Source organism: Campylobacter sp. BCW_6877 (genome assembly GCF_001762445.1).
GTDB classification, from domain to species: domain Bacteria; phylum Campylobacterota; class Campylobacteria; order Campylobacterales; family Campylobacteraceae; genus Campylobacter_D; species Campylobacter_D jejuni.
In genome coordinates this window covers 63,107-87,299 of record NZ_MJWW01000036.1, presented here as the reverse complement: position 1 = coordinate 87,299, position 24,193 = coordinate 63,107, and the positions used below count along the sequence as shown (strand labels likewise).

24 protein-coding genes and 1 other RNA gene are annotated in these 24,193 nt (G+C 30.3%); 11 read left to right on the top strand and 14 right to left on the bottom strand.

What is annotated here, in order from left to right; translation table 11 throughout:
• Window positions 1-58 precede the first annotated feature (58 nt).
• Genes AJ936_RS05050 through AJ936_RS05035 form a run of 4 tightly spaced genes read left to right on the top strand, consistent with a single transcriptional unit; the run spans window position 59 to window position 4,839 of the window.
• Window positions 59-382, top strand: a complete 324-nt coding sequence (locus AJ936_RS05050; protein WP_002782892.1) for a hypothetical protein — start codon at window positions 59-61, stop codon at window positions 380-382.
• Between the two features lie 16 nt (window positions 383-398).
• Window positions 399-2,261 (top strand): flagellar hook-length control protein FliK, encoded by a 1,863-nt coding sequence (locus AJ936_RS05045; protein WP_079861668.1) that lies wholly within the window; start codon window positions 399-401, stop codon window positions 2,259-2,261.
• 58 nt (window positions 2,262-2,319) lie between these two features.
• A complete protein-coding gene (locus AJ936_RS05040) occupies window positions 2,320-3,198 on the top strand; it encodes a flagellar basal body rod modification protein (RefSeq protein WP_141080068.1) in 879 nt (292 codons plus the stop codon).
• A 3-nt stretch (window positions 3,199-3,201) separates the two neighbouring features.
• Entirely contained in the window at window positions 3,202-4,839 is a 1,638-nt protein-coding gene (locus AJ936_RS05035) for a flagellar hook-basal body complex protein (RefSeq protein WP_070274143.1), read from the top strand.
• A 3-nt stretch (window positions 4,840-4,842) separates the two neighbouring features.
• Here AJ936_RS05035 and AJ936_RS05030 read toward each other — a convergent pair whose 3' ends face one another.
• Both AJ936_RS05030 and AJ936_RS05025 read right to left on the bottom strand, forming a co-directional pair.
• Window positions 4,843-6,714 (bottom strand): flagellar assembly protein A, encoded by a 1,872-nt coding sequence (locus AJ936_RS05030; RefSeq protein WP_070274147.1) that lies wholly within the window; start codon window positions 6,712-6,714, stop codon window positions 4,843-4,845.
• Window positions 6,715-6,716: 2 nt separating this feature from the next.
• Window positions 6,717-7,394, bottom strand: coding sequence for a hemerythrin domain-containing protein (locus tag AJ936_RS05025; protein WP_070274142.1), 678 nt, complete (start codon window positions 7,392-7,394; stop codon window positions 6,717-6,719).
• A gap of 190 nt (window positions 7,395-7,584) precedes the next feature.
• On the opposite strand from AJ936_RS05025, the gene ffs reads away from it, so the two are divergent.
• Window positions 7,585-7,682: signal recognition particle sRNA small type (ffs, locus tag AJ936_RS05020), an RNA gene on the top strand.
• A 190-nt stretch (window positions 7,683-7,872) separates the two neighbouring features.
• A complete protein-coding gene (locus AJ936_RS05015) occupies window positions 7,873-9,681 on the top strand; it encodes a DASS family sodium-coupled anion symporter (RefSeq protein WP_070274141.1) in 1,809 nt (602 codons plus the stop codon).
• A gap of 27 nt (window positions 9,682-9,708) precedes the next feature.
• On the opposite strand, the gene mnmA is transcribed toward AJ936_RS05015, so the two are convergent.
• The 4 genes from mnmA to AJ936_RS04995 form a co-directional block, all read right to left on the bottom strand.
• On the bottom strand, window positions 9,709-10,725 hold the full coding sequence (gene mnmA, locus AJ936_RS05010) for a tRNA 2-thiouridine(34) synthase MnmA (protein ID WP_002870919.1): 1,017 nt from the start codon (window positions 10,723-10,725) through the stop codon (window positions 9,709-9,711).
• Window positions 10,725-11,330, bottom strand: a complete 606-nt coding sequence (locus AJ936_RS05005; protein ID WP_002851677.1) for a TIGR00730 family Rossman fold protein — start codon at window positions 11,328-11,330, stop codon at window positions 10,725-10,727. The genes mnmA and AJ936_RS05005 overlap by 1 nt, the downstream gene beginning before the upstream one ends.
• Before the next feature lie 120 nt (window positions 11,331-11,450).
• The gene (locus AJ936_RS05000; protein WP_052858888.1) at window positions 11,451-12,230 is read right to left on the bottom strand and encodes a hypothetical protein; all 780 of its coding nucleotides are present in this window, start codon (window positions 12,228-12,230) and stop codon (window positions 11,451-11,453) included.
• Between the two features lie 20 nt (window positions 12,231-12,250).
• Window positions 12,251-12,838: a hypothetical protein gene (locus AJ936_RS04995; protein WP_044794145.1), complete on the bottom strand. Its 588-nt coding sequence runs from the start codon at window positions 12,836-12,838 to the stop codon at window positions 12,251-12,253.
• 129 nt (window positions 12,839-12,967) lie between these two features.
• Between AJ936_RS04995 and AJ936_RS04990 the strand changes: the two genes are divergently transcribed.
• Together AJ936_RS04990 and AJ936_RS04985 are read left to right on the top strand one after the other, a co-directional pair.
• Window positions 12,968-13,822, top strand: coding sequence for a hypothetical protein (locus AJ936_RS04990; protein WP_044779860.1), 855 nt, complete (start codon window positions 12,968-12,970; stop codon window positions 13,820-13,822).
• Complete coding sequence (locus AJ936_RS04985) at window positions 13,807-14,406, top strand: C39 family peptidase (RefSeq protein WP_070274140.1); 600 nt, start codon at window positions 13,807-13,809, stop codon at window positions 14,404-14,406. Before AJ936_RS04990 ends, AJ936_RS04985 begins: the two co-directional genes overlap by 16 nt.
• Before the next feature lie 48 nt (window positions 14,407-14,454).
• Here the strand turns inward: AJ936_RS04985 and fliY are convergent, their stop codons facing one another.
• The 8 genes from fliY to aroQ are packed head-to-tail and all read right to left on the bottom strand — an operon-like array spanning window position 14,455 to window position 20,699.
• A complete protein-coding gene (gene fliY, locus AJ936_RS04980) occupies window positions 14,455-15,297 on the bottom strand; it encodes a flagellar motor switch protein FliY (RefSeq protein ID WP_002860902.1) in 843 nt (280 codons plus the stop codon).
• Window positions 15,294-16,373, bottom strand: a complete 1,080-nt coding sequence (gene fliM / locus AJ936_RS04975; protein WP_002851710.1) for a flagellar motor switch protein FliM — start codon at window positions 16,371-16,373, stop codon at window positions 15,294-15,296. Before fliM ends, fliY begins: the two co-directional genes overlap by 4 nt.
• The gene (locus AJ936_RS04970; protein ID WP_002871494.1) at window positions 16,373-17,065 is read right to left on the bottom strand and encodes an RNA polymerase sigma factor FliA; all 693 of its coding nucleotides are present in this window, start codon (window positions 17,063-17,065) and stop codon (window positions 16,373-16,375) included. The genes fliM and AJ936_RS04970 overlap by 1 nt, the downstream gene beginning before the upstream one ends.
• Window positions 17,046-17,402: a hypothetical protein gene (locus tag AJ936_RS04965; protein ID WP_002854547.1), complete on the bottom strand. Its 357-nt coding sequence runs from the start codon at window positions 17,400-17,402 to the stop codon at window positions 17,046-17,048. Before AJ936_RS04965 ends, AJ936_RS04970 begins: the two co-directional genes overlap by 20 nt.
• An 18-nt stretch (window positions 17,403-17,420) precedes the next feature.
• Window positions 17,421-18,287: a flagella biosynthesis ATPase FlhG gene (flhG, locus tag AJ936_RS04960; RefSeq protein WP_002854691.1), complete on the bottom strand. Its 867-nt coding sequence runs from the start codon at window positions 18,285-18,287 to the stop codon at window positions 17,421-17,423.
• Window positions 18,280-19,734, bottom strand: coding sequence for a flagellar biosynthesis protein FlhF (gene flhF, locus AJ936_RS04955; protein WP_070274139.1), 1,455 nt, complete (start codon window positions 19,732-19,734; stop codon window positions 18,280-18,282). Before flhF ends, flhG begins: the two co-directional genes overlap by 8 nt.
• A 9-nt stretch (window positions 19,735-19,743) precedes the next feature.
• Complete coding sequence (gene folK, locus AJ936_RS04950) at window positions 19,744-20,217, bottom strand: 2-amino-4-hydroxy-6-hydroxymethyldihydropteridine diphosphokinase (protein ID WP_070274138.1); 474 nt, start codon at window positions 20,215-20,217, stop codon at window positions 19,744-19,746.
• Window positions 20,218-20,219: 2 nt separating this feature from the next.
• Window positions 20,220-20,699 (bottom strand): type II 3-dehydroquinate dehydratase, encoded by a 480-nt coding sequence (gene aroQ / locus AJ936_RS04945; RefSeq protein ID WP_002860905.1) that lies wholly within the window; start codon window positions 20,697-20,699, stop codon window positions 20,220-20,222.
• Window positions 20,700-20,789: 90 nt separating this feature from the next.
• On the opposite strand from aroQ, the gene AJ936_RS04940 reads away from it, so the two are divergent.
• The 3 genes from AJ936_RS04940 (at window position 20,790) to AJ936_RS04930 (ending at window position 24,013) form a co-directional block, all read left to right on the top strand.
• Window positions 20,790-22,019: a metal-dependent hydrolase gene (locus AJ936_RS04940; protein ID WP_044779858.1), complete on the top strand. Its 1,230-nt coding sequence runs from the start codon at window positions 20,790-20,792 to the stop codon at window positions 22,017-22,019.
• Window positions 22,007-22,903 carry a signal peptide peptidase SppA gene (gene sppA, locus AJ936_RS04935; protein WP_044779857.1) on the top strand — a complete coding sequence of 299 codons (897 nt, stop codon included), beginning with the start codon at window positions 22,007-22,009 and terminating at the stop codon, window positions 22,901-22,903. The genes AJ936_RS04940 and sppA overlap by 13 nt, the downstream gene beginning before the upstream one ends.
• 78 nt (window positions 22,904-22,981) lie before the next feature.
• Window positions 22,982-24,013: a Cj0069 family protein gene (locus AJ936_RS04930; RefSeq protein WP_002933934.1), complete on the top strand. Its 1,032-nt coding sequence runs from the start codon at window positions 22,982-22,984 to the stop codon at window positions 24,011-24,013.
• Window positions 24,014-24,193 lie beyond the last annotated feature (180 nt).

Sequence of the window (24,193 nt, the reverse complement as noted above, 5' to 3'; positions counted from 1 at the left end):
TTGGAACACTTCTTGCTTCAAAAACTTATGAAATTAAAATTTTAAAAAGGAAGTTAAAATGTCAAAACCATTAAATGAAGAGATTTTTGTTGAATTTAAAAGCGATTTAGCTGAGAGAAAAAATGAAGTTTTGCTTCAAGTTTTAGAACTTTTAGAAACTTTTAGATCAGATGAAAACGAAAAAATGGCAAGAATTTCAAGCGAGCTTACAGAAATTTTAGAAAATGAAGAAAATTTAGAGAAAATTTTAAATGCTAAAAATTTAGAAGAGCTTTTAAATATCTTAACTGCTTTAAATGAAGATAAGATGATTAAAGTATATGAAGATTCTTATTTGAAAGAAAAATTTCCTAATGTAATGGTAGATAAATTTTTAAAATAATTTTTTTGAAGGAAAAGTGATGTCAAATTTAGCTCCGCAAAATGATGTTTTAAATCTTACGCCGAGTAAAACTTCTACTACTAGCAGTTCTTTTAGCAAAACCAGTAAAAATAAGGAACATGAAAGTAGCGATAGCAAAAATTCAACTAAAGATGATACGGAGAGTTTTTTAAATTCTTTGCTTAATTCTATCGATGAAACCAATGAATTTTTACCTGATCATATGAAAATCAGTCAAAAAGAAGTTGTTAATGAAGCGATGAACAGGCTTCAAAAAGGAGCTTTTGATGAGAGTGATAAGATAAGCATTTTCGAATCTGCTTCTTTTATGCAAATTCTTTCTTTGTTGGATAAGCTAAAAACAGATACAGCAGATGTTAAACTGGCAAATCTTTCTACTCAACTTTCAAGTCTTATCAAAACAGAGGCTAATTTTAATGCTTTAAAGGGTGCATCAAATCTTAGTGAGCTTTTGGACATAGCTAAAGATTTGGGTTTAAATGTAAAAAATATTAAAGTAGATCGTCTTCTTGATCTTAAAGCAACTTTTCCAAATTTAGATAAGGCTGATTTTTTTAAAGGTGCTGTGGATAATGTTTTTAAAGAAATCATCAATAATAAAATTTCCAATGTGAGTAAAAATTTAAATCACAATTTACAAAATACAACTCATACTACAAGTACTCATTCTACGCAAAAAGCAAATTCTAAAGATAGCGGTTCTTTGCTTTCTCAAACTTTAAAAAATTTAGATTCCATGCTTTCATCCAAAGAAAGCAAACACGAAAAAAATGATAAAGTTAAATCAAAAATAGAAGAAGATACCACAGATGTTAAAAATACTTTAAAAAATATCAAAAATGATGAGTTTGCAAAAAATTTAACAGAAGAGTTAAATATAAAAGATAAAAAAAACCAAGATAATTTAAATAAAGATAACACAAAAGATGCAAAAAATAATGAGCAAATAAAAAAAGATGAAAAAGAATTAAACAACCTAAATAAAGAAAGCAAAGACTTAAACAAAGATTTTAATAAAGAGTTAAATAAAAATCAAGAAAAAAACAATTTAAATCAAGAGAATATACAAGATCAAAATAAAAATTTAAAGAGCAATAATCAAAATTTAAATCTTGATAAAAATTCAAATCAAGAAATTGTCAAAGATGCTCAGAATTTAGTTTCAAATTTAACACAAAAAGATTTTAGTTTAAATAAAGAGCCTAAAAACAACAACAAAGAAAATAAAGATATAAAACAGAATTTCTTTGATCAAAAATTAAATTTTGAAAATTTAAATAAAACTCAAGCAGTTCAAAACAAAGAGAATAATGCTAATTTTAACAACAATACCAATAAAGAAACTTTTACTCAAGAGCAAACAAAAACGCACAGTGAAAATGTAGATAAAAATAATTTAGATGAGCTAAATTCTTTAGTCAAAGATTTAAGTAAAGTAACACAAAACAATGCTCGCAATATCACGCCTAAAGAGACTTTGCAGTATTTTTCACAAGATTTAAAAGAGGCTGTAGATCAATATAAAGCACCTATCACTAAACTTAGTATCACTCTAAATCCTAATAATCTTGGAGAAGTGGAAGTAACTTTGATACAAAGAGGTAATAACCTTCATATCAATTTCAACTCCAATACCAATGCAATGAATTTGTTTATCCAAAATCAAGTCGAGTTTAAAAATTCTCTTGTAAATATGGGATTTACTGGACTTGAAATGAATTTTAGTGATCAAGGTAAAAGAGAGCAAAATCAAAATCAAGGAAAAAATCGTAGCGGATATGGTTTTAAAGATGCTTTAGATGGAAAAAATGAAAGTGAAAAAGTCAATCTAGAGCTTGTTTTAGCGAAGTATTTCTAAGTTGGAACACTTATTGCTTTTAATTAAAAAAGACTGAATGTAAAAAAAGGATTTTATCATGGCGACAACAAATTGGAATAGCAATCTTAACTGGACAAATACTGCTAATACTAACCAAACAAGCAACAAGGATACGAAAGTGGATAATTCATCTAGTAGTAATAGCTCTGGTGTGGTTAGTAATCCAAATGCTACTTTAGACAAAGATGCGTTTTTAAAACTTCTTTTGATAGAGCTTCAACATCAAGATCCAACAGATCCTATGGATAGCGATAAAATGCTTACTCAAACTTCACAGCTTAGTGCACTTGAAATGCAGCAAAATACCAATACAACTATGCAAAAAATGGTTGAAACTATGGAAAAACTTTCCAATTCTTTTAGTACGAGCATGAGTACTGCAGCAGTGGGAGCTATAGGAAAAATGGCTACGGTAAATGAAAACAAAGTCAAATTAACAGGCGCAGATGAGGTTATTGCACTAAAAATGTATTTGCCTGAAGATTCGGATGATAAAGGAATCACCTTAGAGGTTTATGATAAAAATAATAAGTTGGTATTTAGTGAAAAAAGTAATGAGGGAAAAGAAGTATCAAAAGGTTTATTTACATTAGAGTGGCCTGGTAGAAATAATGATGGTGTTTATGCTGGGGATGGAGAGTATAGTGTTAAAGTGGTTTATAATAATAAAAACGGGGAAAAGATCACTGCAAATTATGGAACTTATCCTATAGAGGGTATTAAATTTGTTGATGGGGTTGCTTATGCAAAAATGGGTGGTCAATATGTAAGTTTTGATGATATTGGTGAAATTAGTGATTATAAACTTGGTTCATCTTCAACTTCCGTTGGAGATAGTTCAAGTGGAGACTCAAGTGATGGAGATTCTTCTAATTCTGGATCTACAGAAGATGGTGATAAAGAGGAAAAGGCATAAGCCATGATGAATTCATTTTATAATGGAATTTCTGGAGTTAAAACAAATAGTTTTGGTATTGATATTTATGCAAATAATATAGCTAATGTTAATACTACAGGTTTTAAGTATTCTGATGCTCAATTTAAAGATATTTTTTATAGCACTATAACCACTCAATCAACTAATCCTGCTCAAGGTGGATATGGCTCAGGATCAGCTTCTTCTAATGTGGTTTTTGAGCAAGGTTCTCTTGTGGCAAGCGATAGCGAATTTGATGTGGCTTTACAAGGAAAAGGATTTTTTGGGGTTTTGGGAGCGGATGGTAATGCTTACTATACTAGAAATGGATCGTTTAAAAGAGATGCAAATGGATATTTGGTAGATTCTTATGGAAATTTTGTTTTAGGAACAATGAACCCTGCTTTTACCGGTATCAACTATAGCGATAGGGTTGCGGGGCTTATGGGGGATTATCTTAACACAGGAACTCCGGTAAATAATGGTTTTACCGTAAATTCAAATAATTCTTTCGGTATAGGCACAACTGCTTCTCAAGGGGCTATTAAAGTACCTGTGAATATGTATTTACCTCCTCAAGTAACTCAAAATGTAAAATGGAGTGGAAGTTTAAATACTAACACAACAACAGAAGTGGTCAAAGTAGATCTTGATCCTGGTAAATTTAACATTACAAAAACCGAAGATGGAAAATATGTAGTTAGCGGTAGTGTTAGCAAAGAAGATGTGTTTAGTGCTAAAGTGGGTGATAGGATCATTTTAAATTTCACTGACGATAATGGCGTAAAAAAAAGCTTTGAAGCAACTTTAGATGAAAATCTTAATTTTAAAAGCAATGAGCTTGATTTAAAGGGTTTGGATGAAAATAGCATCAAGCTTGATACAGCTCAAATTTCAACAGAACAACAAAAAGCCAATAAAGATATTTTAGAATCCCCTATTTATAATGCGGATGGAAGTAAAAGTACTTTAAGGGTTACGCTTGAAAGGGTTTTGCCGCAAGAAGGCGATAATATACAATATAAAGCCATTGCCCAAATTTATGATTCTAATGGCAATGCCGTAAGCAATCCAACTGAAGGAAATATGGTTTTTGATAAAAATGGTGCTTTGCTTCAAAACAATATTACAAGCATTGCAAACCCAAATGGCGGAACAATTAATATTGATTTAGGCTCTCCTTATGATGCTAATAAACCTGGTTCGGGTTATAGTGGGATTTATATTAAAGAAGGCGTTGAAAAAAATGTAGTTACACAGCAAGATGGTGTAGCCGAAGGATTTTTTAAACAATATGATATATCTGATGATGGAAGTATTGTAGCACAATTTAGCAATGGTAAAAATGCTATAGTTGGAAAGCTTGCTTTATATAATTTTATCAATGAGCAAGGATTGGCTGCTATGGGCGATAATATCTTTGCTGCAACAGCTAATAGTGGTGATGCAAGTTTTATTATGAAAAATGGACAGATTGTTAATACAGCTAAATTTAAAGGTGGTTTTTTAGAGCAATCTAATGTTGATTTAAGTGTAGAGCTTTCAAATCTTATAGTAACTCAAAAAGCCTTTGATGCAAGCTCAAAAAGCATTACCACAAGCGATCAAATGATACAAAAGGCTATTAATATGAAAAGATAATTTTTAGGAATTATCTTTTTCTAGTTTTTCAAAAATAATTTTAATTTCTTCTATATCGCTTTCGCTATAATCATGACTTGATTTAATATAGCTTGCTTGTTGCCCTTTTTCAAGGTATAAAACTTTTTCATAATCTTTTAAATTTATTTGATGCTTTAGTTCAAGCTCGGTGTTTGTTTTAGGATAAAATTTTAAAAAATTATCCTCTCCAATATTTTCGGCTTTTATGTATATTTTTACATTATAAACCATTTCATCTAAAAAATTTAGCTTTGCGTCAATATGATATTTTAATTTTATAAGTTTTTTATACAAGACACTAAGATGATTATATTTTTTTATGATATCACGATAAAGATTTGAAAATTTCATATCTATAGCATTAAGTTTTTCAGTTTTTTGAAGTTTGATAATCTTGATTTGATTTTTGATTAGATAATCATAGTAATTTTGCATTTGACTTATGATATTATCAAGTTTACTCTTTGTTTTAAGGCTTAAATTTGTAAGATTTTCAGTTTCTGAGTTTGATTTATTGTTAATAAAATCTAGTGGAGAAATTACAATATTATTTTTAAATTTTATATTATTTGTTATGATTAGATTTTTTTTGGGATATAAGATATTATCTGCTAATAAATTGCAAATATAAATATTTTCTGCTTCTATTTTTCCGCCCATGCAGTTTTCAACAAATACATTTTTGGCTATAACTATCCCGTTTTCTAAATTTTTTATATACACAGTATCAGCTTGCAAAGTTCCTTTGTGTGTTGTAATAAAAATATCTTGTGCAAAAATTTCGCTTTTTGCATGAGTTAGGCCTTTGATGCTGATATTTCTTCCATAAAGTTTTGTCGCTCCAATGCTTCCATTTACTTTTATATCTGAAGCTTGAACATTTACAATGCCTGATTTAACAGCATCATCGCTTATATCAAAATAAGTGATTTCTAAGTTTATATTTTCATCGATATTTGTTTTGATTGAACCGGTTGTTTTAAGCCCTACTTGTGATAATTTTAAATCATTTGTAACGCTATATCCTGAACGACCTTTATTTAAAAACCCATAATTTGCACTAAAGTATTTAATCCTATCTTCTAATTCTTCTGTGTAAATACTTTCATCTTTTATGATAAAAGGATTATCAAAAAAAGCTATTGGATTTAAATGAAGGATTTCTCCTCTTAAATTTCTACCTTCTTTGCCAAGAATTCTATAAATGTATTCAAAAAGTAGCTCATTTTTTTCAATAGGTTTACAGTAGTTTCCTTCATCATAGTTAATATTTTCGTCAAAACATTCTTCGTTAACATCTCTATGATAAATAATTTCATCACTTTTATGTTCAATCTTATCTACACCTTTGGCAATTTCAAGCTCTATTTCTTTAATAGATGGACTTTTTTGTATTGATAAGATAAAATCATCAATCTTGTCAAATAAATTTTTATCGAGTCTTAAGATTAAAAATTTTTGTTTGATCATTACTTTATAAATATTTTGTAAAATGTCAAATTTTAAATTTGGATAGTATTTAAAATTATCCAAAAAATTAATATTGACCTTAAGATAAGTTAAACTAGGATTAGATTTAAGCTTAACCATGAAACAGTTTTTTTGTGTTTTTGGATAAATTTCTATAAGAAATTTTTGCACCATGGTATTGTAATTTTTTACAAAAAAATCATCCGCATAAAATAAGTCAAAATCCTTTCTTTCATAAGTTTTTGTTTTTGCTGGTTTTATATTAGAACACAGAAGTTTAAAATCTATAATTCTAAAATCAAGAATTTGATCTGTGCTGGCTTGTTCATATTTTAAACTTTCAAAAGGATTAAAAGTTTCTAAAGTTTTTATTTCATAGCTCATCATTACACTCCTATGTTTTCGAGGATATGATTTAACATTTCATAATTTTGATTTAAATCAATATGATCTAAATGCACTAAAATTTGTCCACATTTTTCACATTTTAAAGTATTTTCTTTGCTAACAAGTTCTTCGTGTATGGTTTGTGGAACTGCATGAGTACGCAAATAACAGTTGCAAATATAATCATAGGTTTTTTCAGTCTTTAAATCTTGCCTAATTGATTTTAATTTTATGTATTGCTCTAGATTATAATGAATCTCTTGAAGATGTAGAGCTTTTTTTGTGAAGTTAGCTATCCATAAATCTTCAATAGCAAAATGATCTAAAATCCAATCTTTGGTCAATGTTGAAAGTTCAAATGACATTTTAACAATATCATTTGAGTGTTCTAAAAGTTCTTTAGTCTTTTTTAATAATATTTGATGAGATTTTCTATGTTCTTCAATTAAAGGAAAATCAATGCTTTCCATAAATTTTTCTTCATCTTTGAAATGAATTTTAATATATTGAAATAATTTTGTAAGAATTTGTTTTAAATCATTTTTGTGTTGCACATCATTATCTTGAATTTTTAAAGCTAAATCGTTTGCAATTTCAGCAATTTCAAAAATTAGTTCGTGTTGTTTATCTAATTGTATGTTTTTAATGCTAAAATCTTTACTCCATTTGATTTCCATGATTTTTCCTTAAAAATTTATATAATATATCTATATAATCGTATTTCCTTGAAAAAAACAATAATTTTGCAAATTAAATTTAAAAATTTATATAAAATATAACCAATTTGTTACATATTTATACATTTTTATATTTAGTTTTTATAGCTCAACACTTTTTAAGTATATTATGATATAATTTCTTTGCCTTTTCTTAGACCTGTGCAATGCTATTTTTAAGCACCGCTTCAGGGTGGGAACACAGCAGAGCACTTGATTTTAGTGTGTGCCGCAGTTATCTGGGGAAGGGTTTTCTTCATTTAAAATTCCCTATTTATTTTTCAATTAGACTAGCTTCTTTATAATGTAAAAAATTATGTATGTTTGTAACAATAAATTAAAAATTTATTTAAAAATTGTAATTTTAAGATTTATTAAAATATTAGTTAATTAAAATTTAAGCATTGTAAATTACATTACCAATATCAAAGGATAAACAATGGATAGAAAGAAAATTCCCTTGTTGGTGCTGTGTATTTTAATTGCAGCTGTGTTTTGGCTTATACCTACTCCTGTAGGTTTGGAAGATAATTCTTGGCATTTTCTTGGGCTTTTTATTGCTGTGATTATGGCAGTGATTTTACAAGTAATGCCTTTGGGGGCTGTTTGTATGATAGCTATTGCCATAATAGCTCTTAGTGGCATTACCACTACCCAAAGTTCTGTGCGCGCTACACATATAAAAACTCTTGAAGGAATTGTTTTAAGAGATAATTCTAATATCTATAAAACAACTATGGATGAGGCAGTTGAAGCCGCTACTTTGCAGGCTTTAATCAATGCTAATATAAGTAGAAATTTAAAAGCAAAGGTTGATGAAATTTTAAAATCAAGTACAGATGTAAATTATCAAATTGAAAATCTAAGTAAAATTTACACCAAAGCTACTTCAAAAACTTCTACGCAACAACTTATTGATGAGACTAAAATTTCAGCTTTAAATACTTTAGCACTTGATTTTTTATCTCAAAAGAGTATAGATGAAAAGGTAAATACTGCTATATCAAATTTAAAATCTAAAACAGGTATAAAAGATGCTTTAAGTGGTTTTTCAAATTCTCTTATTTGGCTTATAGTGATTTCTATTATTGTGGCTCGTGGAGTTATTAAAACAGGACTTGGAGAGCGTTTGGCTTATCATTTTATCAGTATTTTTGGTAAAAAAACCTTAGGTATTGCTTATTCTATAGCTTTTTGTGAAACCATTTTAGCTCCAGTTACTCCTTCAAATACTGCAAGAGCAGGGGCTATCATAAATCCTATAGTTCAAGCTATTGCAAGAAGTTTTAAATCCACTCCTGAAGATGGAACGCAAAATAAAATAGGCACTTATCTTTCTTTGGTAAATTATCAAGCTAATCCTATTTCATCAGCTATGTTTATTACAGCTACAGCTCCAAATCCTTTGGTGGTTGATCTTATAGCACAAGCTACAAATTTAGAAGTGCATTTAACTTGGGGGCAATGGGCTTTAGGAATGTTTTTACCTGGTATAGCTGCTATGCTTTTGATGCCTTTGGTGCTTTATTTTCTCTCTCCACCAGAAATTAAATCCACGCCTAATGCTTCCACTTTTGCTAAAGATAAATTGAAAGAACTTGGAAAAATGAAAAATAGTGAAAAAATAATGCTCAGTGTTTTTGTCTCGCTTTTACTTTTATGGGCTGGAACTTTGGGCTTGTTTTTTGGAATTTCTCTTGATGCGACTAGCGTGGCTTTGCTTGGGTTGTCTTTGGTGTTGATTAGCGGAGTTTTAACTTTTGGGGAAGTTTTAGCTGAAAAAGCTGCTTGGAATACTTTAGTATGGTTTTCAGCTCTTGTAATGATGGCAACTTTACTTGGCAAACTTGGTGTTACACAGTTTTTAGCTGAAGCTTTAGGTGAATTTGCTTCTGCTATGGGACTTGGGGAAATTTCTATTATGATATTTTTAAGCCTTGCTTTTTTATATACACACTATTTCTTTGCTTCTACTACAGCTCATATATCAGCAATGTTTTTTGTTTTTTATAGTGCAGGGCTTGCTTTAGGAGCACCACCACTTCTTTATGCTTTTATTATGATAGCTTCAGGTAATGTTATGATGGCATTAACTCACTATGCAACAGGAACAGCTCCTGTTATTTTTGGAACAGGCTATGTAACTCTTAAAAAATGGTGGAGTATAGGTTTTGTGATTTCCATAGTTGATATAGTAGTGATGATAGCTGTTGGACTTATTTGGTGGAAAATTTTAGGATTTTATTAATAATTTCTAGGAATTAATTCCTAGAAATTATTCTATAAAACCGCTTGCTATGACTTTATCATGATCATAAAAGACTGCCATTTGTCCGCTAGCAAGTCCATAAACAGGATCTTTTAGAGTGATTTTTGCGCTTTTATCTTCATAAATTTCTACCTTACAAGGTGTAGATTTTGAACGATAGCGGATTTTTACTTCGCAATCAAGCTCTTTAGTGTCTATAAAAAGATTGATATTTTTTAGCTTAAATTCACTGATTTTAAGTTCTTCTTTGGTTCCTACGATGATTTGATTTTGCTTAGGATTGATTTTTAAAACAAAATGTGGCTCATGTGCCCCACGCACTTCAAAGCCTCTTCTTTTGCCTATGGTATAGTGCATATAGCCCTCATGTTTGCCTACTACTTTTCCGCTACTATCTAATACTTCTCCAGGAATTTTTGTATCCATAAACTGATCTAAAACTTGCACATAAGTATCTTCAACAAAGCAAATTTCAGAACTTTCCTTTTGAGTGGCAAAAGATTTTAAAACCTCTATAGTGGAAGCAAATTTTTTCACATCTTCTTTTTTCATTTCGCCTAGCGGAAAAATAAGATATTTTAAAGCTTCTTTATCTGCACTAGCTAAAAAATAGCTTTGATCCTTGCTTTCATCTACTGCGGTTTTTATTAAGTTGTTTTCAAGTCTTGCATAATGCCCTGTGGCAAGTTTTTCACAACCTAAACTTTTAGCAAATTCTAAAAGTTTTCCAAGTTTGATAAAACGGTTGCATAAAGCGCAAGGATTTGGTGTTTTACCCTCTTTATAAGTATCTACAAAAGGCATATAAACTTTGTTTTTAAAATCTTCTTGTAAGTCTAAAATATGATAAGGAATTTGCAAAAAGTTTGCAACTTTTTCTACTTTTTTGATATTTTCTTCGTGGTAATTTGGCTTGCCATGAAGCTTCATATAACAACCTATAACTTCATGACCTAAATTTTTAAGTTTATAAGCAGTGACTGTACTATCAACTCCACCGCTCATAGCGACTAGAATTTTCATTAAATTTCCTTTAAAGTATTAATTATAAAATCCAAGTCGTCAGTGATTTTATACTTTAACTCATCTCCTTTAGAAATCACTTCAAGTTTGAGTAAAGAATTTCTGACGAACTCATCAAAACCTCGCCAAAATTCACTCCCAAACAAAATAATAGGAACATCTTTTTTAAATTCTAATTGTTTTAATGTAAGAATTTCACACAATTCATCAAGTGTTCCAAAGCCGCCTGGGAAGATCACAAAAGCTAGACTCTTTTCAATAAGAGCCATTTTGCGTATGGCTAAGCTCTCAAAAGTAATATTATATTCTACAAAATCATTAAGTTTTTGCTCGTGAGGTAAAAATATATTAAACCCTACAGAACTCATTGAATTTGTATTATTTTTTTGTGAAAAAGCACCTTCGTTGGCTGCACGCATAATGCCTCCTCCTCCACCACTTATCACACAAAAACCATTTTGAACACATTTTTGTGCCAAAATTTTAGCCTGCTGATAATAAAAATTATCTTCTTTAAGTCTTGCTGAACCAAAAAAAGTTACGGCATTTTTTAGGTTTGGTATGTTAGCAAATTTTTCTAAATCTTGGCTTATTTTTTCATTCATTTTTCAACCTTTAGTTAAAATAAATTCCATTCTAGCTAAAAATTTATAATAAGTTCTTTATTATATAAGTTTTAATAGGTTTATTTTATTAAGATTAGGAATTTAAAGACTTTTAAATCCTTAAGCCTTAATATCTATACTTTTTGGTGCAGAATTTGAAGAAAGGATTTTGTTAAATTCTCCTGCATCATCATCATCACTAAATTTCATACCAAAAAGAAGTTCTAATTCTTTAGCCTTATTAAAACTATTTTCTAAAAGCTTTTTTAAGAATTCGCTGCTTATATTATTATCTTTATAAGTTTCTTTGTTTTTGCTTTCGCCTTGAATGGCTTTGAAGGGTTTTTCATCTGGGTTTTGACCATTTTCGTTGCTTTCTTGGGTAGAATTTGAGCTTTGTTGTTTATTTAAAAACCTATCTATCTCTTCTTGAGTAAGTGGTTTAACATCAAGTGCGTCAATAAATCGTTTTTTTCTTTCATCTTTTTCAGCAACCCATATTCTTGCGAATTCACTCGCACTTGTAAGAGTTTTTAGAAGATTGGCTTCGCGTATTCTGGCAATCTTATCTCTTGGAATAAATTCAATATTATCAATGTCATACGCTCCGTTAAGAATTTCCCATTCCTCTTCAGTTAATTTATCTTTTCGCATTCGCTCAAGCAAGGAATTTTCAACTTCTTTAACATCTGGGTCTCCATTATAGCCGTATTTGTTCGCATATTCTTCACTAAGCATTTCTCCAAAATATTTTTGCACAAAATCTTCCCAATAAGCATCTTCTTCACTTTTTGGCTCATCTTTTTTAGTATAAGTATATTCATTATTTTCATCTTTTTTAATGCTTAAAGCATTATTTGGATAATTGATATTAGGATAGTGAGAATTAAGACTTATCATAAAAATCCTTTTTTAAAATACTAAAATAACCTTGGATTCCAACCACCCATAGCATCTTCTATCACGCTCTTATATTGATGGGCGAATTCTCTTATAATTCTATTGTTATTTAACATAGGAGAGGAATTATACTGATAGATTTGTCCATTATTTACATTATAAACAGCAACCCCATAAGTAAATAAAACATAAGGCTGTCCTAAATTTGAATATTTAATTTGTCTTTTTACCTTATATACAGGACGATAATCAGCAGGGGAATTCGCACTGACTTGCAACCAAGCAAATAATCTGTCTCTACTAGGATTTTGACATTTATCTTCTCCTGCACCGCACAAACCTTTGTTAAGATTTTCGAGTTCATATTGCGTAAAATCTACAATAGCATAAACTTCTGAGGTTAAATTGCGTCTGTCTTTAAAAATTTTATAATCCCCAAAAACATACCCACCCTTAACTTGTTTCATCTCATCTAAATTAAGAGCTTTAACCCCTTGAGAATTATCACTTAAAGCACCATTACTAACTTTAGCTAAAAAATCCCCAGCAAAAGCAGAACTTGCCAACAAAGAACCTAAAATCAATGAACTTGCTAATTTTTTAAGCATAATTTCTCCTTATTTAATTATTTTACTCTTTATTTGAATAATATCACAAATTATATATTAAAATCAAATTTTTTTATTTGGAACATTCATTGCTTTTAAAAAAATTTGAAAATATTTAGAAAGGCAACAATGAAAAAGATTTGTTTAGCATTTATGGTTTTAGTTAATTGTGTTTTTGCTAGTGATGAACTAAATATAGACAGTTTATTTAAAAAGCAAATAGGCTTAAGAAGCATTACAAGCTTTTCTTTGCTTAGCACAGGAAATGCAAACTCGTATTCTCTTTATCCTAATATAACAATAGGCGGAGATCCTACAATTTGGAATGATACAAAGCAGGTGTTTTTAACTCAAACTTTCATTTATACCATAACACCTAAGTTTGACATACTTATTTCAGGGGACGGAAGTTATGCAAGACAAGAATATACAAACTTTTTTACAAATGAGTATTCTAGTAAAAACAGAATAGGTTTTGATAGTTTATGGCTAGGTTTTATTTATACAGGCGATAGCATTGCAGATTTAATTCCACAAATTACCTTTCAAACTGCAGTCGTTCAAAGAGAAAAAGCAATCAATCAAACCAAAAACTTTTATCTAAAATCACAAAGCTTACAAGCTAGTTTAAGGGGATATAGCGATCCTGTGGTTTATAGTATTTATACAGGATTTGGTTATAATCAATCAAGAAAATTTAAAACCCTTAAAATAGAGTATGGAAATAGTATTTATGTGGGTGGGGATTTATCTATTATTCTAAGTCCTAAAATTACTTTAGATTTAGGAGCAGAGCAAAGATTTCAAACCGAGCAAAAAATTAATGGTTATCAAAATTCTGAAGTGCGTTCTATTCCAACTTTAAGTCTAGGTTCGACTTATAGCATTAATTCAGATACCGCAGTTTCTGTTAATGCTAGTTTTGGAGGAAGCTCTGCTTCTCCTGATAGTATATTTGGGATAAGCTTATGGAAAAAATTCTAAAAATTTTATTATTTTTACTCATTCTTGCTTTGAGTGCAAAAGCCGAATGGGTAGTTAAGTCTTATCAAGAAATTAAAAACGAAAGAGTAATAAGACAAACTTATGAGCAATCTTGTGGGGCTTCATCTTTAGCAACTTTACTTAATATACTTGATGATCAAAAAAAGTTTGATGAACTTGAACTTTTAAAGATTATGAGCGGACAAGAACTTTATACGGATATGGTAAGCTTTGCAGATTTAAGCGATGCAGTTAAAAAACTGGGCTTTCAAAGCAATTCATATCAAATCAATAGAGAAAACTTGGATAAACTTGTAAATATTCCAATGCTTGTAAAAATTGAAGATGATCCACGCTTTCCACATTTTGTTATAATTATCAATCATAAAGGTAATTATTTACAAGTGCTTGATCCAAGTCATGGAGAATATATAAGTTCTAAAAGTCAATTTTTTAGTATTTGGGATAGATATAATAAAGGTGGTTATGCTTTAATTGTTGCTCCTAAAAAAGAGCTAAAACCTTTTAAGTTAAATACTCCAAAATCTTTACATTTTGATTTCAGCCCTTTTAGTTTGTTTTAGTTTTAATTCGTTTATATTTATTATTCTTAATTTGTAGGCTAAAACTTTTTATCTTAGTTGTTCTAATCTTTCTTTTTTGGAACCAATTTCTGTAATTTGAACGCCGAAGTTACCATCGACAATTACTACCTCGCCATAAGCAATTCTTTTATCTCCGATTAAAATTTCAAGCGGATCGTTTGCAAGTTGATTAAGCTCCACAACTGAGCCTATATCCATAGTTAAAACATCTTTTAAAAGCATTTTTTTATTGCCTATACGCACACGAACAGGCAAACGCACATCCATGATAAGATTGATATTTTTAAGCTCTTCGCTAAGCATTATCGCTTTTTCTTCAGCGTTGTGATTAGAATCAGTGCTTGTATTTCCTGTTTCAGCAGGTTTTCCACTTAGAATGTTGTGAAGTGTTTGATCCATGGCTAAAGAAACTTGTTCTTCTAAATCGCCTATTTTTACATCATATAAAAATAATTTTTTAAAATCTTTAAAATCTACGCTTTCAGGCACAAATTCACAAGATTCTATACTAAAATCCATTTTTGGAATGTCTTTTTGAGCTCCTAAAGTTGTAGAAAATGCTGAAATGATATTTTGGATGGCTTCTTTAGCTGCATCCATTTCATCAGGACCTAGTTTATCGTTTTTGGTGATCTCTTCTTCACCCATCATCCATTCACCAATAGCACTCATTAAAACAGCACCGGCTAAAATTCCTATTTTTCCACCATTTGCTATATCAAATATAGCATACACTAAAGGTGCTTTTAAAGTATCACTTGCATTGACATCAAATTCTTTATATTCGCTAAATTCAGCACTTTTTCCTGTTAAACCTTCAATGGTGCTGATGCATTCATTTGTAAACATTTTTAAAAAATCATTGATCATATTTCTTCATCCTCCTCTTCAGGCTCATCATAAACACTAGCTTTAGCTTTACGTTCTTCTTCGTATTTTTCCAAAATTTCTTTGATTTCATCTTTATCTGTGCGTATGAGTTCTAAAATTTTAATAGATTTTCTAAAACGATGCAATCCAATTTGTGCTAAGAAAACATCTTTTTTATCGATGCTTACTATAGCTTTATCATCTGCTTCTCTATCAAGCCTTAAAATATCACCTTGTTTAAGTTCTAAAAATTCATGAACATTAATTAAGGTTTTTCCTAAAATTGCCTCATATACCACTTCAGCACGACCGATTAAAGTTTTAAGTTCTTTGTTACGTGATTTTTTGGCTGAGGTTTCACCCATCATAATATCGCGGTTTGCTAAACGGCTTAATATACTTTCTAAATGTACTACAGGATAGCAGATATTTACCATACCGCTTGAATTTCCTATGATGATTTCCATTACCACCATGATAACAATCTCATTTTGAGATACGATTTGCACAACATTTGGACTTGATTCTTTAGCTTCAATACTAGGATAAATTTCAGTTACAGTAGCCCAGCTTTCTTTAAGTCTTTGCATAATGATACGCAAAATAGAATCAAGCAAATTAAGCTCAATATCCGTAAGCTCACGCGAAGCTTCATAGCTATCACCTTGACCACCTAAAAGCCTGTCTATCATAGGAAAAGCTATGCTTGGATTGATTTCTAAAACACAGTTTCCATCTAAAGGTTTGATAGAAAAAACGTTAAAACTTGTTGGGCTTGGCAAAGACATTAAAAACTCTCCATAAGTCATTTGATCGACTGAATGAAGTTTAGTTTCAACAATACTTCTCATCATCGATGAAATTTGAGAGGCTAAATTTCTTGCTAATTTATCATGTATGCCTTTGATTGTCCTAAGTTGTTCTTTTGAAACTCTGTTTGGACGCTTAAAATCGTATACAACGATATTTCTTTCATCTTTTTCATCTTTTGAATTTGAGGCTATGGGTGTGTCGGTGTTATCATCAACAACTTCAAGCAGGGCATCAATTTCTTCTTGGGAAAGTATCTCAGCCATTACATTAGCCTTTCTCTAAGTTTTTTAAGAAGTTTTTTGTGAATTTGTGAAATTCTACTTTCACTGATTTGTAAAATTTCACTGATTTCTTTTAGGCTTAATTCTTCATAATAATAAAGCTGAATGATTAACTGATCGCGCTCTTTAAGATCATCTAGCACTTCGTGAATTTTTTCTAAAAGTTCTTCTTTTTCAATTTTTTCTAAAGTATTGTCTTCGTTGTAAAGTTCGATTTGCTCATCGATGGGCAGGGTATAGCTAATAGCATGAGCTGTTCTTACTTCTTTGATTTTTTCTACATCCAAATCAAGTTTTTTGGCTAGATATTCATCATCAGGTTCGCATTCATGCTCAAGGAAATATTCATCCATGATTACATCAATATCTTTAATAATTTTGCGATTATTGCGACTCATTACATCAAGACTTCTAAGATAATCAAGCATAGAGCCATTAACTCTTTTTCTTGCAAAACCCCAGAAGTTATCATTTTGTTCTTTATCGTAACGGCGTGAAAGCTTTATCATTTCTTCAACGCCTATGCTAATAAGATCATTAACATCTATGCTTGAAGGCAAGCGTTCTTTTAGTCTAAAAGCCATAGCACGCAGAGCTGGCATGTAAGAAAGCACAAGCTCATCTTGCTCTTTCTTTAGCATTTGTGCATAAGCTTTAGGCGGCTCTTTTAGCATTTCTTCGTCTTTCTTTGGATTCATTTTTCTTTAGCTCTTCTCTTTCTTCATTGAGCTTTTCTAAAATTATATCCATTTTCTTTTCACGAATAACTAAATCGTTGATAATATTATTGCTAGTTTTTTCATAATCGTGTTTATTAAAGATTCTACCGCTAATTTTCTTTACATCTATAAAATTCATAATGGCAATATGAACAAAAACATAAAACATAAAAGTAATAAAACAAGTAAAAATCAGTATATCAAAGGCTTCATCTATACTAATAATGCTAAATGCAAGTCCTATAAAAAATCCACAAACAGTAAAAAATGCTACGTAATTTTCTGGCCTCATAATCTCTTCTCTTTATTGCTAAAATCTTTCAATAATTTTTCTAAAAAAACTTGAAAAACTACGATTAGAAACATTATCAAGCACTTTCCGTTCCAATCTATATAAAAGCTTGGAAGCTAGGGCTTTAAGCTCATCACTTGAGGCTGTGTTTTCATCGCTAAATAAAGTTCTTTTTTTAATACTACCACTTACATCTTTAGAAGCGCTTAAATGACCTAAGAATTCTAAATTTAAAGGATTTTTAATGTTTGCATCTGCAACTTTTTTAATATTTTCAAACACTTTTAAAGCTTCATTTTCGTTTTTTACAACATTAAAGAGCATTAGTAAATTTTCTTTTGTCTTAGAAGTTGTTTTTATGGTTGCATACGCATCAGTGATTGCTGCAGGATCAGGAACAGTTACTACTATAACTTCATCAGCCATTTCTAAAAAATTTAAAATATTTCCACCAATACCCGCGCCTGTGTCGATAATAAGAAAATCAAGCTCATCTAAAATACTTGCTTGATTTAAAAATCTCTCGTAAATATTTTTATCATTATATTTTAAAATCTCATCTCCACTTTCGCCTGGGATGAGCCATAAATTTGGCTTAACTTCTATTAAAATATCTTCCAAGGAGCATTCTCCACGTAAAACATGCAAGAGATTTTTTTGTATGCGTACATTTAAAATGACATCCAAATTTGCCAAGCCAATATCAGCATCAAAAAGCCCAACTTTATAGCCATTATTTGCTAAAACATTGGCTAGATTTGCGCTAATCGTACTTTTTCCAACACCACCTTTTCCACTTGTAATAGCTATAAAATGAGTATTTTGGGATTTTTTGGTTCCATTTTGACTCATGAGATTGCGAAGTTTATTTGCTTGGTTATTCATTATTTTTTCCTTTATTAAACCCTTCTAAAATACAATGAACTAGAAAATCACTATTGGCTACTTCTAAATCATCTGGCACTTCTTGTCCTGTAGAGAAAAAGCTTAGAGGAATATTTGTTTCATAAATAAGAGAGAAGATATTTCCAAAAACCTTTGTTTCATCAAATTTAGTAATAATCAAAGTATCAATATTTAAGAATGAAAAATTTTTATAAATTTCCATTAAATCTTCATGTTTGGTGTTTGCAGAAACCACTAAATTTACATCAATTTCTGCATTTGAGTGCATTAAAAATTCTTTAGTTTTAGAAAGTTTACTTTGATCGTATTGTGAATTTCCTATAGTATCAACCAAAATTACTTCGCAATTATTTAAGCTTTTTATTGCTTCATCTAAATCCTTTGGTTCTATGCTATCAATAATAGGAAGTTTCATCATTTTTGCATACTGAAAAAGTTGTTCAACCGCACCGATTCTATAAGTATCAAGCGTAATAATACCTGTTTTATAACGCTTATCTCCATAAGCATAGCGAAAAGCTAACTTAGCTAAGGTTGTTGTTTTTCCGACTCCTGTTGGGCCCACTAGCATCATGATTTTTTGTTTTTTTATATCGCTTTCAACGCGACAAGGCAAGATATTTCTTAAAAGTGAGTGAAAATATCTTTGAACCGCATCTTTGTTGGTTTTCATAGCAGCTGGCATATTTTCTATAGTTGCCTTCATAATCGCTTCTAGATGATTTTCAAGCATTCCACTTTCTTTGGCTTGCTTATAAATACTTGCAAATTCAGGAGGTATCATAAGATTTTTTCTAGCTTCAGCTTTATCATCCCACATCATATCTGCAAGAAGATCTATTTTATCGTTAAGCTTGTTGATTTGTTTTTCAAATTGCTTTTCAAAATTTTCTATTTTTTTATTATAATTTGGATTAGGGGTGTAATTTTCTAAAGGTGTGTTTGTGACTTTAGAAATTTCATTGCTAACTTCACTTAGTTTTTCTTTAAAATCATCAAAGCCTAGAGTCTTATTTTGATGAGGGTTGATTTTGTTTTGTGGAAAATCTTGATAGGTTTTTTTAGTTAAGTCATTGTTTTTTACAGTGTTTAAATTTGTATTTAAGCGAGTGTTTGAGAAATCCAAGACTACATCTTCATCTTCTTGAGGGATTTGAGATCTAATTTTTTCTTCTGTAAGAGAGGTAGAAGATGGTTTTGGCGAGCTTTTTTTTGCAGGTAAAGATTTTCCTTGTTTTTTTAAGTGTTCTTCATAGTCGCTTTCTTCTATGGCTACCATAACCTCATAAAGTGCATTGCGATTTAAGGTTTTAGGACGAATTTGTTTATTTGTTATAATTAAAGCTTTATCTCCGTAATCTTCTTTTACTTTGGGTATAATTTGTTCTGTATCTTCAACAGTAAAAGTATGTATAAGTTGTCCCATATTATATCCTTATATCATGCCTAAAGGCAAAATTACACTCACTCTTTCTTTAACCCCTTTATGAGGCACCTCACACCACTTATCACGCTTGACTTTTTGTGAAAAGTATAAAAGATCTAAATCAAGCGTTCTAGGAGCGTTTTTGAAAGTTCTCTTGCGTTTAAATTTTACTTCATAATAAAGTAAAACTTTCAAAAGTGCTCGTGCATGCAAATTAGTTTGCATCAACATAACAGCATTGGTAAAATCTTTTTGCTCTTTAAAACCAAAGGCTTCATTTATCAACATAGGAGATGTGGATAAAATTTTAAATCTTTTATCATCCATCATTACTCGAAAAAGCATATCAAATCTTTTTTTTTCAGGCTCTATATTGCTTCCTAAGCCTATAAGGGCTAAATATTTAAAAGATCGTATATTTTGACTAAAAAAAGGAAAAAAACGACTTTTTTCAAAGTGTTTTACTCCTTGAATTTTTAGCATTATTATTTATTTGTTTGTTGTGCTTGTTGCATTGCGTGCAAATTTTTTATTTGTTCGCAAATTTGAATTACACCCATTAAAGCCAAGTGATAGCCAAAAGGACCAAAACCAACAATAGTTCCAGAGCATACAGGCGCTATAAGACTTTTTTGGCGAAATTCTTCTCTGCGATAAACATTGCTAATATGCACTTCAATTGTAGGCAAAGCTACCGCTGCAATAGCATCTCGAATAGCTATTGAAGTATGAGTATAGCCTGCTGCATTGATAATAATTCCATCAACTGTTCCAAGGCATTCTTGAATTTTGTCTACGATTTCACCTTCAAAATTACTTTGGAAAAAGTCAAGTTCTACATTGCTTTGAGTGGCAGCTATTTTCATTTGCTCATGAATTTGCTCCATTTTCATAGCACCATAAATTCCCACTTCTCTTACGCCAAGCATATTAACATTTGGGCCTTGGATAATCATTATTTTCATGGATTTAACCTTAAAAATTTATTTTTAACCTTATATTATAACATTTTAAAAATAAATTTTTGCTACAATGTAATTTTTGAAAGGAAAATCGTGTTTATAGCTGCTGCAAGATATCTTTTTTTATGTGATGAAGATTTTACGATACTAGAAAATCAAGCCTTTGTTTTTGAAGATAAAATTTTAGAATTAGGTAAATTGGATAATTTAAGAAAAAAATATCCTAAGGCTAAAATCATCAAAACACCTAAAAATTCGGTTATTTTACCTACTTTTATAAATCCTCACACACACTTAGAATTTAGTGCAAATTCAACAACTTTGCATTTTGGAGAATTTTTAACTTGGCTTAAAAGTGTTATAAATTCTCGTTCCATGTTAAATGCGCAGGCCAAAGAAGAATTAATACTTCAAAGCATTAAAAAAATGCAAAAAAGCGGCATAGGCACCATAGGTGAAATTTCAAGTTTTGGGAGTGATTTAGATCCTTGTTTAAAGGCTAGTCAAAAGGGTATACGTGTAGTATTTTTTAATGAAATTCTAGGCACAAATGAAAATCAAGTTGAAGATAAAAAACAAGAATTTTTAAAAAGATTTGAAAATTCTTCGAAATTTAAAAATGATTTTTTTATCCCAGCAATTTCGATTCATTCTCCTTATTCAACTCATCCTAGTTTGGCTCATTTTGCTCTTGATTTAGCTAAAAAGCAAAATTTACTAGTTAGTACGCATTTTTTAGAAAGTAAGGCTGAAAATATCTGGCTTAGAGAGTCTAAAGGGAGGTTTAAAAAATGGCTTGAAAATTTCACACTTCATCCTAAGCCTCTTTATACACCAAAGGATTTTGCTAAACTCTTTAAAGGAGTAAGGACTCTTTTTACGCATTGTGTTTATCTAAAAGAATATGAATGGTTAGATAAAAATTTACATTCTATTACACATTGTGCATTTTCAAATCGTCTTTTAAGTCAAAAAAGCTTAGATTTAAAAACGGCTTTAAAAAGTGGATTAAATATCCATTTAGGAACCGATGGACTTAGCTCAAATATTTCATTGTCCTTACTTGATGAAATGCGCGCGAATTTGCTTATACATAAGAATTTTGATTTATTAGAGTTAGCATCTAAGCTTTTGCAAATGGTAACACTTTATCCTGCAAGGGCTTTAAATTTAAATTTAGGAGAGCTTAAAAAAGGTAAAATTGCTGATTTTAGCGTATTTGAGCTAGGAGAATGTGATAAAAAGCAAGCTCCTTTGCAGTTTATTTTAAATGCTAAGGAAGTGGATAAATTATTTATAAAAGGAAAAGAATGCAAATTTTAAAATCATTTTTTAAGGCTTTAGGGTGTGGAATAAAATTTATCAATACTTATTTTAAAACCTTTGTTTTATTGTTGATTGTTATATGGATTTTAATGCCTAGTGCAAATTCAAGCTCCAATCTTGCAAATTTAGAACGCATTGATTTAAAGGGTGAAATTTTTGATAGCTCTGCGGTTTTAGAAAAAATTATCAATACTAAAAATGATAGCAATATCAAAGGAGTGCTTTTTGTTATAGACTCTCCTGGTGGAGCTTTTGCTCCTAGTATGGAACTAGCTCTAGCTATAAAGGATTTAAAAATTAAAAAGCCCGTGCTTGTCTATGCAAGCGGAACTATGGCAAGTGGAAGTTATTTAGCAGGAGTTGGAGCCAATAAAATTTTAGCCAATCCGGCAAGTTTTATAGGCTCTATCGGTGTGATTATGCAAGGAGCTGATTTAAGTGGATTGGCTAATAAACTCGGTATTAAAGAACAAACTATTCAAGCAGGTGAATTTAAAAGTGCTGGAACTTTTGCAAGAGCTTGGAATGAGAATGAAAGAAATTTTTTACAGGGTTTAATTGATCAAAGTTATGATCTTTTTACAGGTTTTGTTGCTAAGGAAAGAGCATTAGATCTTAACAAAAAAGACCAATGGGCAAATGCAAGAGTGTTTTTAGCTGCCAAGGCTAAGGAGCTTGGTCTTATAGATGAGCTTAGTAATTATGAAAATGCTAAAAAGGAGCTTGAAAAACTTGCTAATGTTTCAAATCCCGTTTGGAAAGAAGAAAATAAGATTGATAAATTTCTTAACCGCCTAGAAGGACAAGTATCAAGCTTGATAAGTAAAAGCTTAATCGAAATCGCTTATAAGACTAATAGCAGTTTTATAAACGCTAGATAAAATATATAAATATTTTTATTTAATTTTTGTAATATTTTTATGCAATAATTATTTATATTTTAGATAAGGAGTAAAATAATGAAAAAAAATATTGTTTTTTTTGAAGTTAAAGGTGGGAGTGATAAAGGTGAAGATGGTTATAGAAAAGATACTATACCTATGGTAAATGCCTTAAAAGCTAAGGGTTGGAATGCTGAGGTGATTTTTTTTGAAGTGAGTAAAAAAGATGAAATTTACAAATATGTGAAAGAAAATTTTGATGGTTATGTTTCTCGCATCAATCCTGGTAATCTTAAAGAAGAAAATGAGTATTTTGATATGTTAAGAAAACTTTGTGCTGATAAGCTTGTAGGTATGCCTCATCCTGATGCTATGATAGGTTATGGTGCTAAAGATGCACTTACAAAATTAGCAGATACTGATCTTGTTCCAAGCGATACTTATGCTTACTATGATATTAAGACTTTTAAAGAAAATTTTCCAAAAAGTTTGGCTAAAGGTGAAAGGGTTTTAAAGCAAAATCGTGGCTCTACAGGAGAGGGAATTTGGCGTGTGAGTGTAGAGGGTAGCGTTAGTGGAGATAGTTTGCCTTTAAACACAAAAATCAAGTGTACGGAAGCTAAGGATAATCATGTAGAACATAGAGAGCTTGGGGAATTTATGGATTTTTGTGAGCAATATATCATAGGTGATAATGGTATGCTTGTGGATATGACTTTTTTACCGCGCATTAAAGAAGGTGAAATCAGACTTTTAATGCTTTATAACACTCCTGTAAATGTAGTACATAAAAAACCAGCCGAAGATGCCGATGCTTTTTCTGCTACGCTTTTTAGTGGGGCAAAATATCGTTATGATAAGCCAGAAGATTGGAAAACTTTGGTGGATATGTTTTTAGGCGAGCTTCCTAAGGTAAGGGAAAGATTAGGCAATTACGACTTACCATTGATTTGGACGGCTGATTTTATTTTAGATACTGATGAAAAGGGCAATGATAAATATGTTTTAGGCGAGATTAATTGTTCTTGTGTAGGCTTTACTTCTCATTTAGAGCTTGCTGATGAAGTGGCTTCAAATATTATTAATATTGTAAGTAAAACTAAGGCTTAGTTTTTAAGTTTAATGTCCATTTTATTATTGCAAAATGGACATTCTTTTTCTATTGTTTTTAAGTTTGAGCTATATTTTATTGGGAAAAAATTTTTACAAAACGAGCATTTTATATCTTTGGTTGGTACAGGATAGGAATAGTCAAATTTATCCAAAATAAAATATTTTATTTTTTATCCA

Coding starts and splice junctions, on each gene's coding strand:
- AJ936_RS05050 (WP_002782892.1), top strand. CDS start 59: ATGTCAAAACCATTAAATGAAGAGATTTTTGTTGAATTTAAAAGCGAT.
- AJ936_RS05040 (WP_141080068.1), top strand. CDS start 2,320: ATGGCGACAACAAATTGGAATAGCAATCTTAACTGGACAAATACTGCT.
- AJ936_RS05035 (WP_070274143.1), top strand. CDS start 3,202: ATGATGAATTCATTTTATAATGGAATTTCTGGAGTTAAAACAAATAGT.
- AJ936_RS05030 (WP_070274147.1), bottom strand. CDS start 6,714: ATGAGCTATGAAATAAAAACTTTAGAAACTTTTAATCCTTTTGAAAGT.
- AJ936_RS05025 (WP_070274142.1), bottom strand. CDS start 7,394: ATGGAAATCAAATGGAGTAAAGATTTTAGCATTAAAAACATACAATTA.
- AJ936_RS05015 (WP_070274141.1), top strand. CDS start 7,873: ATGGATAGAAAGAAAATTCCCTTGTTGGTGCTGTGTATTTTAATTGCA.
- mnmA (WP_002870919.1), bottom strand. CDS start 10,725: ATGAAAATTCTAGTCGCTATGAGCGGTGGAGTTGATAGTACAGTCACT.
- AJ936_RS05005 (WP_002851677.1), bottom strand. CDS start 11,330: ATGAATGAAAAAATAAGCCAAGATTTAGAAAAATTTGCTAACATACCA.
- AJ936_RS05000 (WP_052858888.1), bottom strand. CDS start 12,230: ATGATAAGTCTTAATTCTCACTATCCTAATATCAATTATCCAAATAAT.
- AJ936_RS04995 (WP_044794145.1), bottom strand. CDS start 12,838: ATGCTTAAAAAATTAGCAAGTTCATTGATTTTAGGTTCTTTGTTGGCA.
- AJ936_RS04990 (WP_044779860.1), top strand. CDS start 12,968: ATGAAAAAGATTTGTTTAGCATTTATGGTTTTAGTTAATTGTGTTTTT.
- AJ936_RS04985 (WP_070274140.1), top strand. CDS start 13,807: ATGGAAAAAATTCTAAAAATTTTATTATTTTTACTCATTCTTGCTTTG.
- fliY (WP_002860902.1), bottom strand. CDS start 15,297: ATGATCAATGATTTTTTAAAAATGTTTACAAATGAATGCATCAGCACC.
- fliM (WP_002851710.1), bottom strand. CDS start 16,373: ATGGCTGAGATACTTTCCCAAGAAGAAATTGATGCCCTGCTTGAAGTT.
- AJ936_RS04970 (WP_002871494.1), bottom strand. CDS start 17,065: ATGCTAAAAGAGCCGCCTAAAGCTTATGCACAAATGCTAAAGAAAGAG.
- AJ936_RS04965 (WP_002854547.1), bottom strand. CDS start 17,402: ATGAGGCCAGAAAATTACGTAGCATTTTTTACTGTTTGTGGATTTTTT.
- flhG (WP_002854691.1), bottom strand. CDS start 18,287: ATGAATAACCAAGCAAATAAACTTCGCAATCTCATGAGTCAAAATGGA.
- flhF (WP_070274139.1), bottom strand. CDS start 19,734: ATGGGACAACTTATACATACTTTTACTGTTGAAGATACAGAACAAATT.
- folK (WP_070274138.1), bottom strand. CDS start 20,217: ATGCTAAAAATTCAAGGAGTAAAACACTTTGAAAAAAGTCGTTTTTTT.
- aroQ (WP_002860905.1), bottom strand. CDS start 20,699: ATGAAAATAATGATTATCCAAGGCCCAAATGTTAATATGCTTGGCGTA.
- sppA (WP_044779857.1), top strand. CDS start 22,007: ATGCAAATTTTAAAATCATTTTTTAAGGCTTTAGGGTGTGGAATAAAA.
- AJ936_RS04930 (WP_002933934.1), top strand. CDS start 22,982: ATGAAAAAAAATATTGTTTTTTTTGAAGTTAAAGGTGGGAGTGATAAA.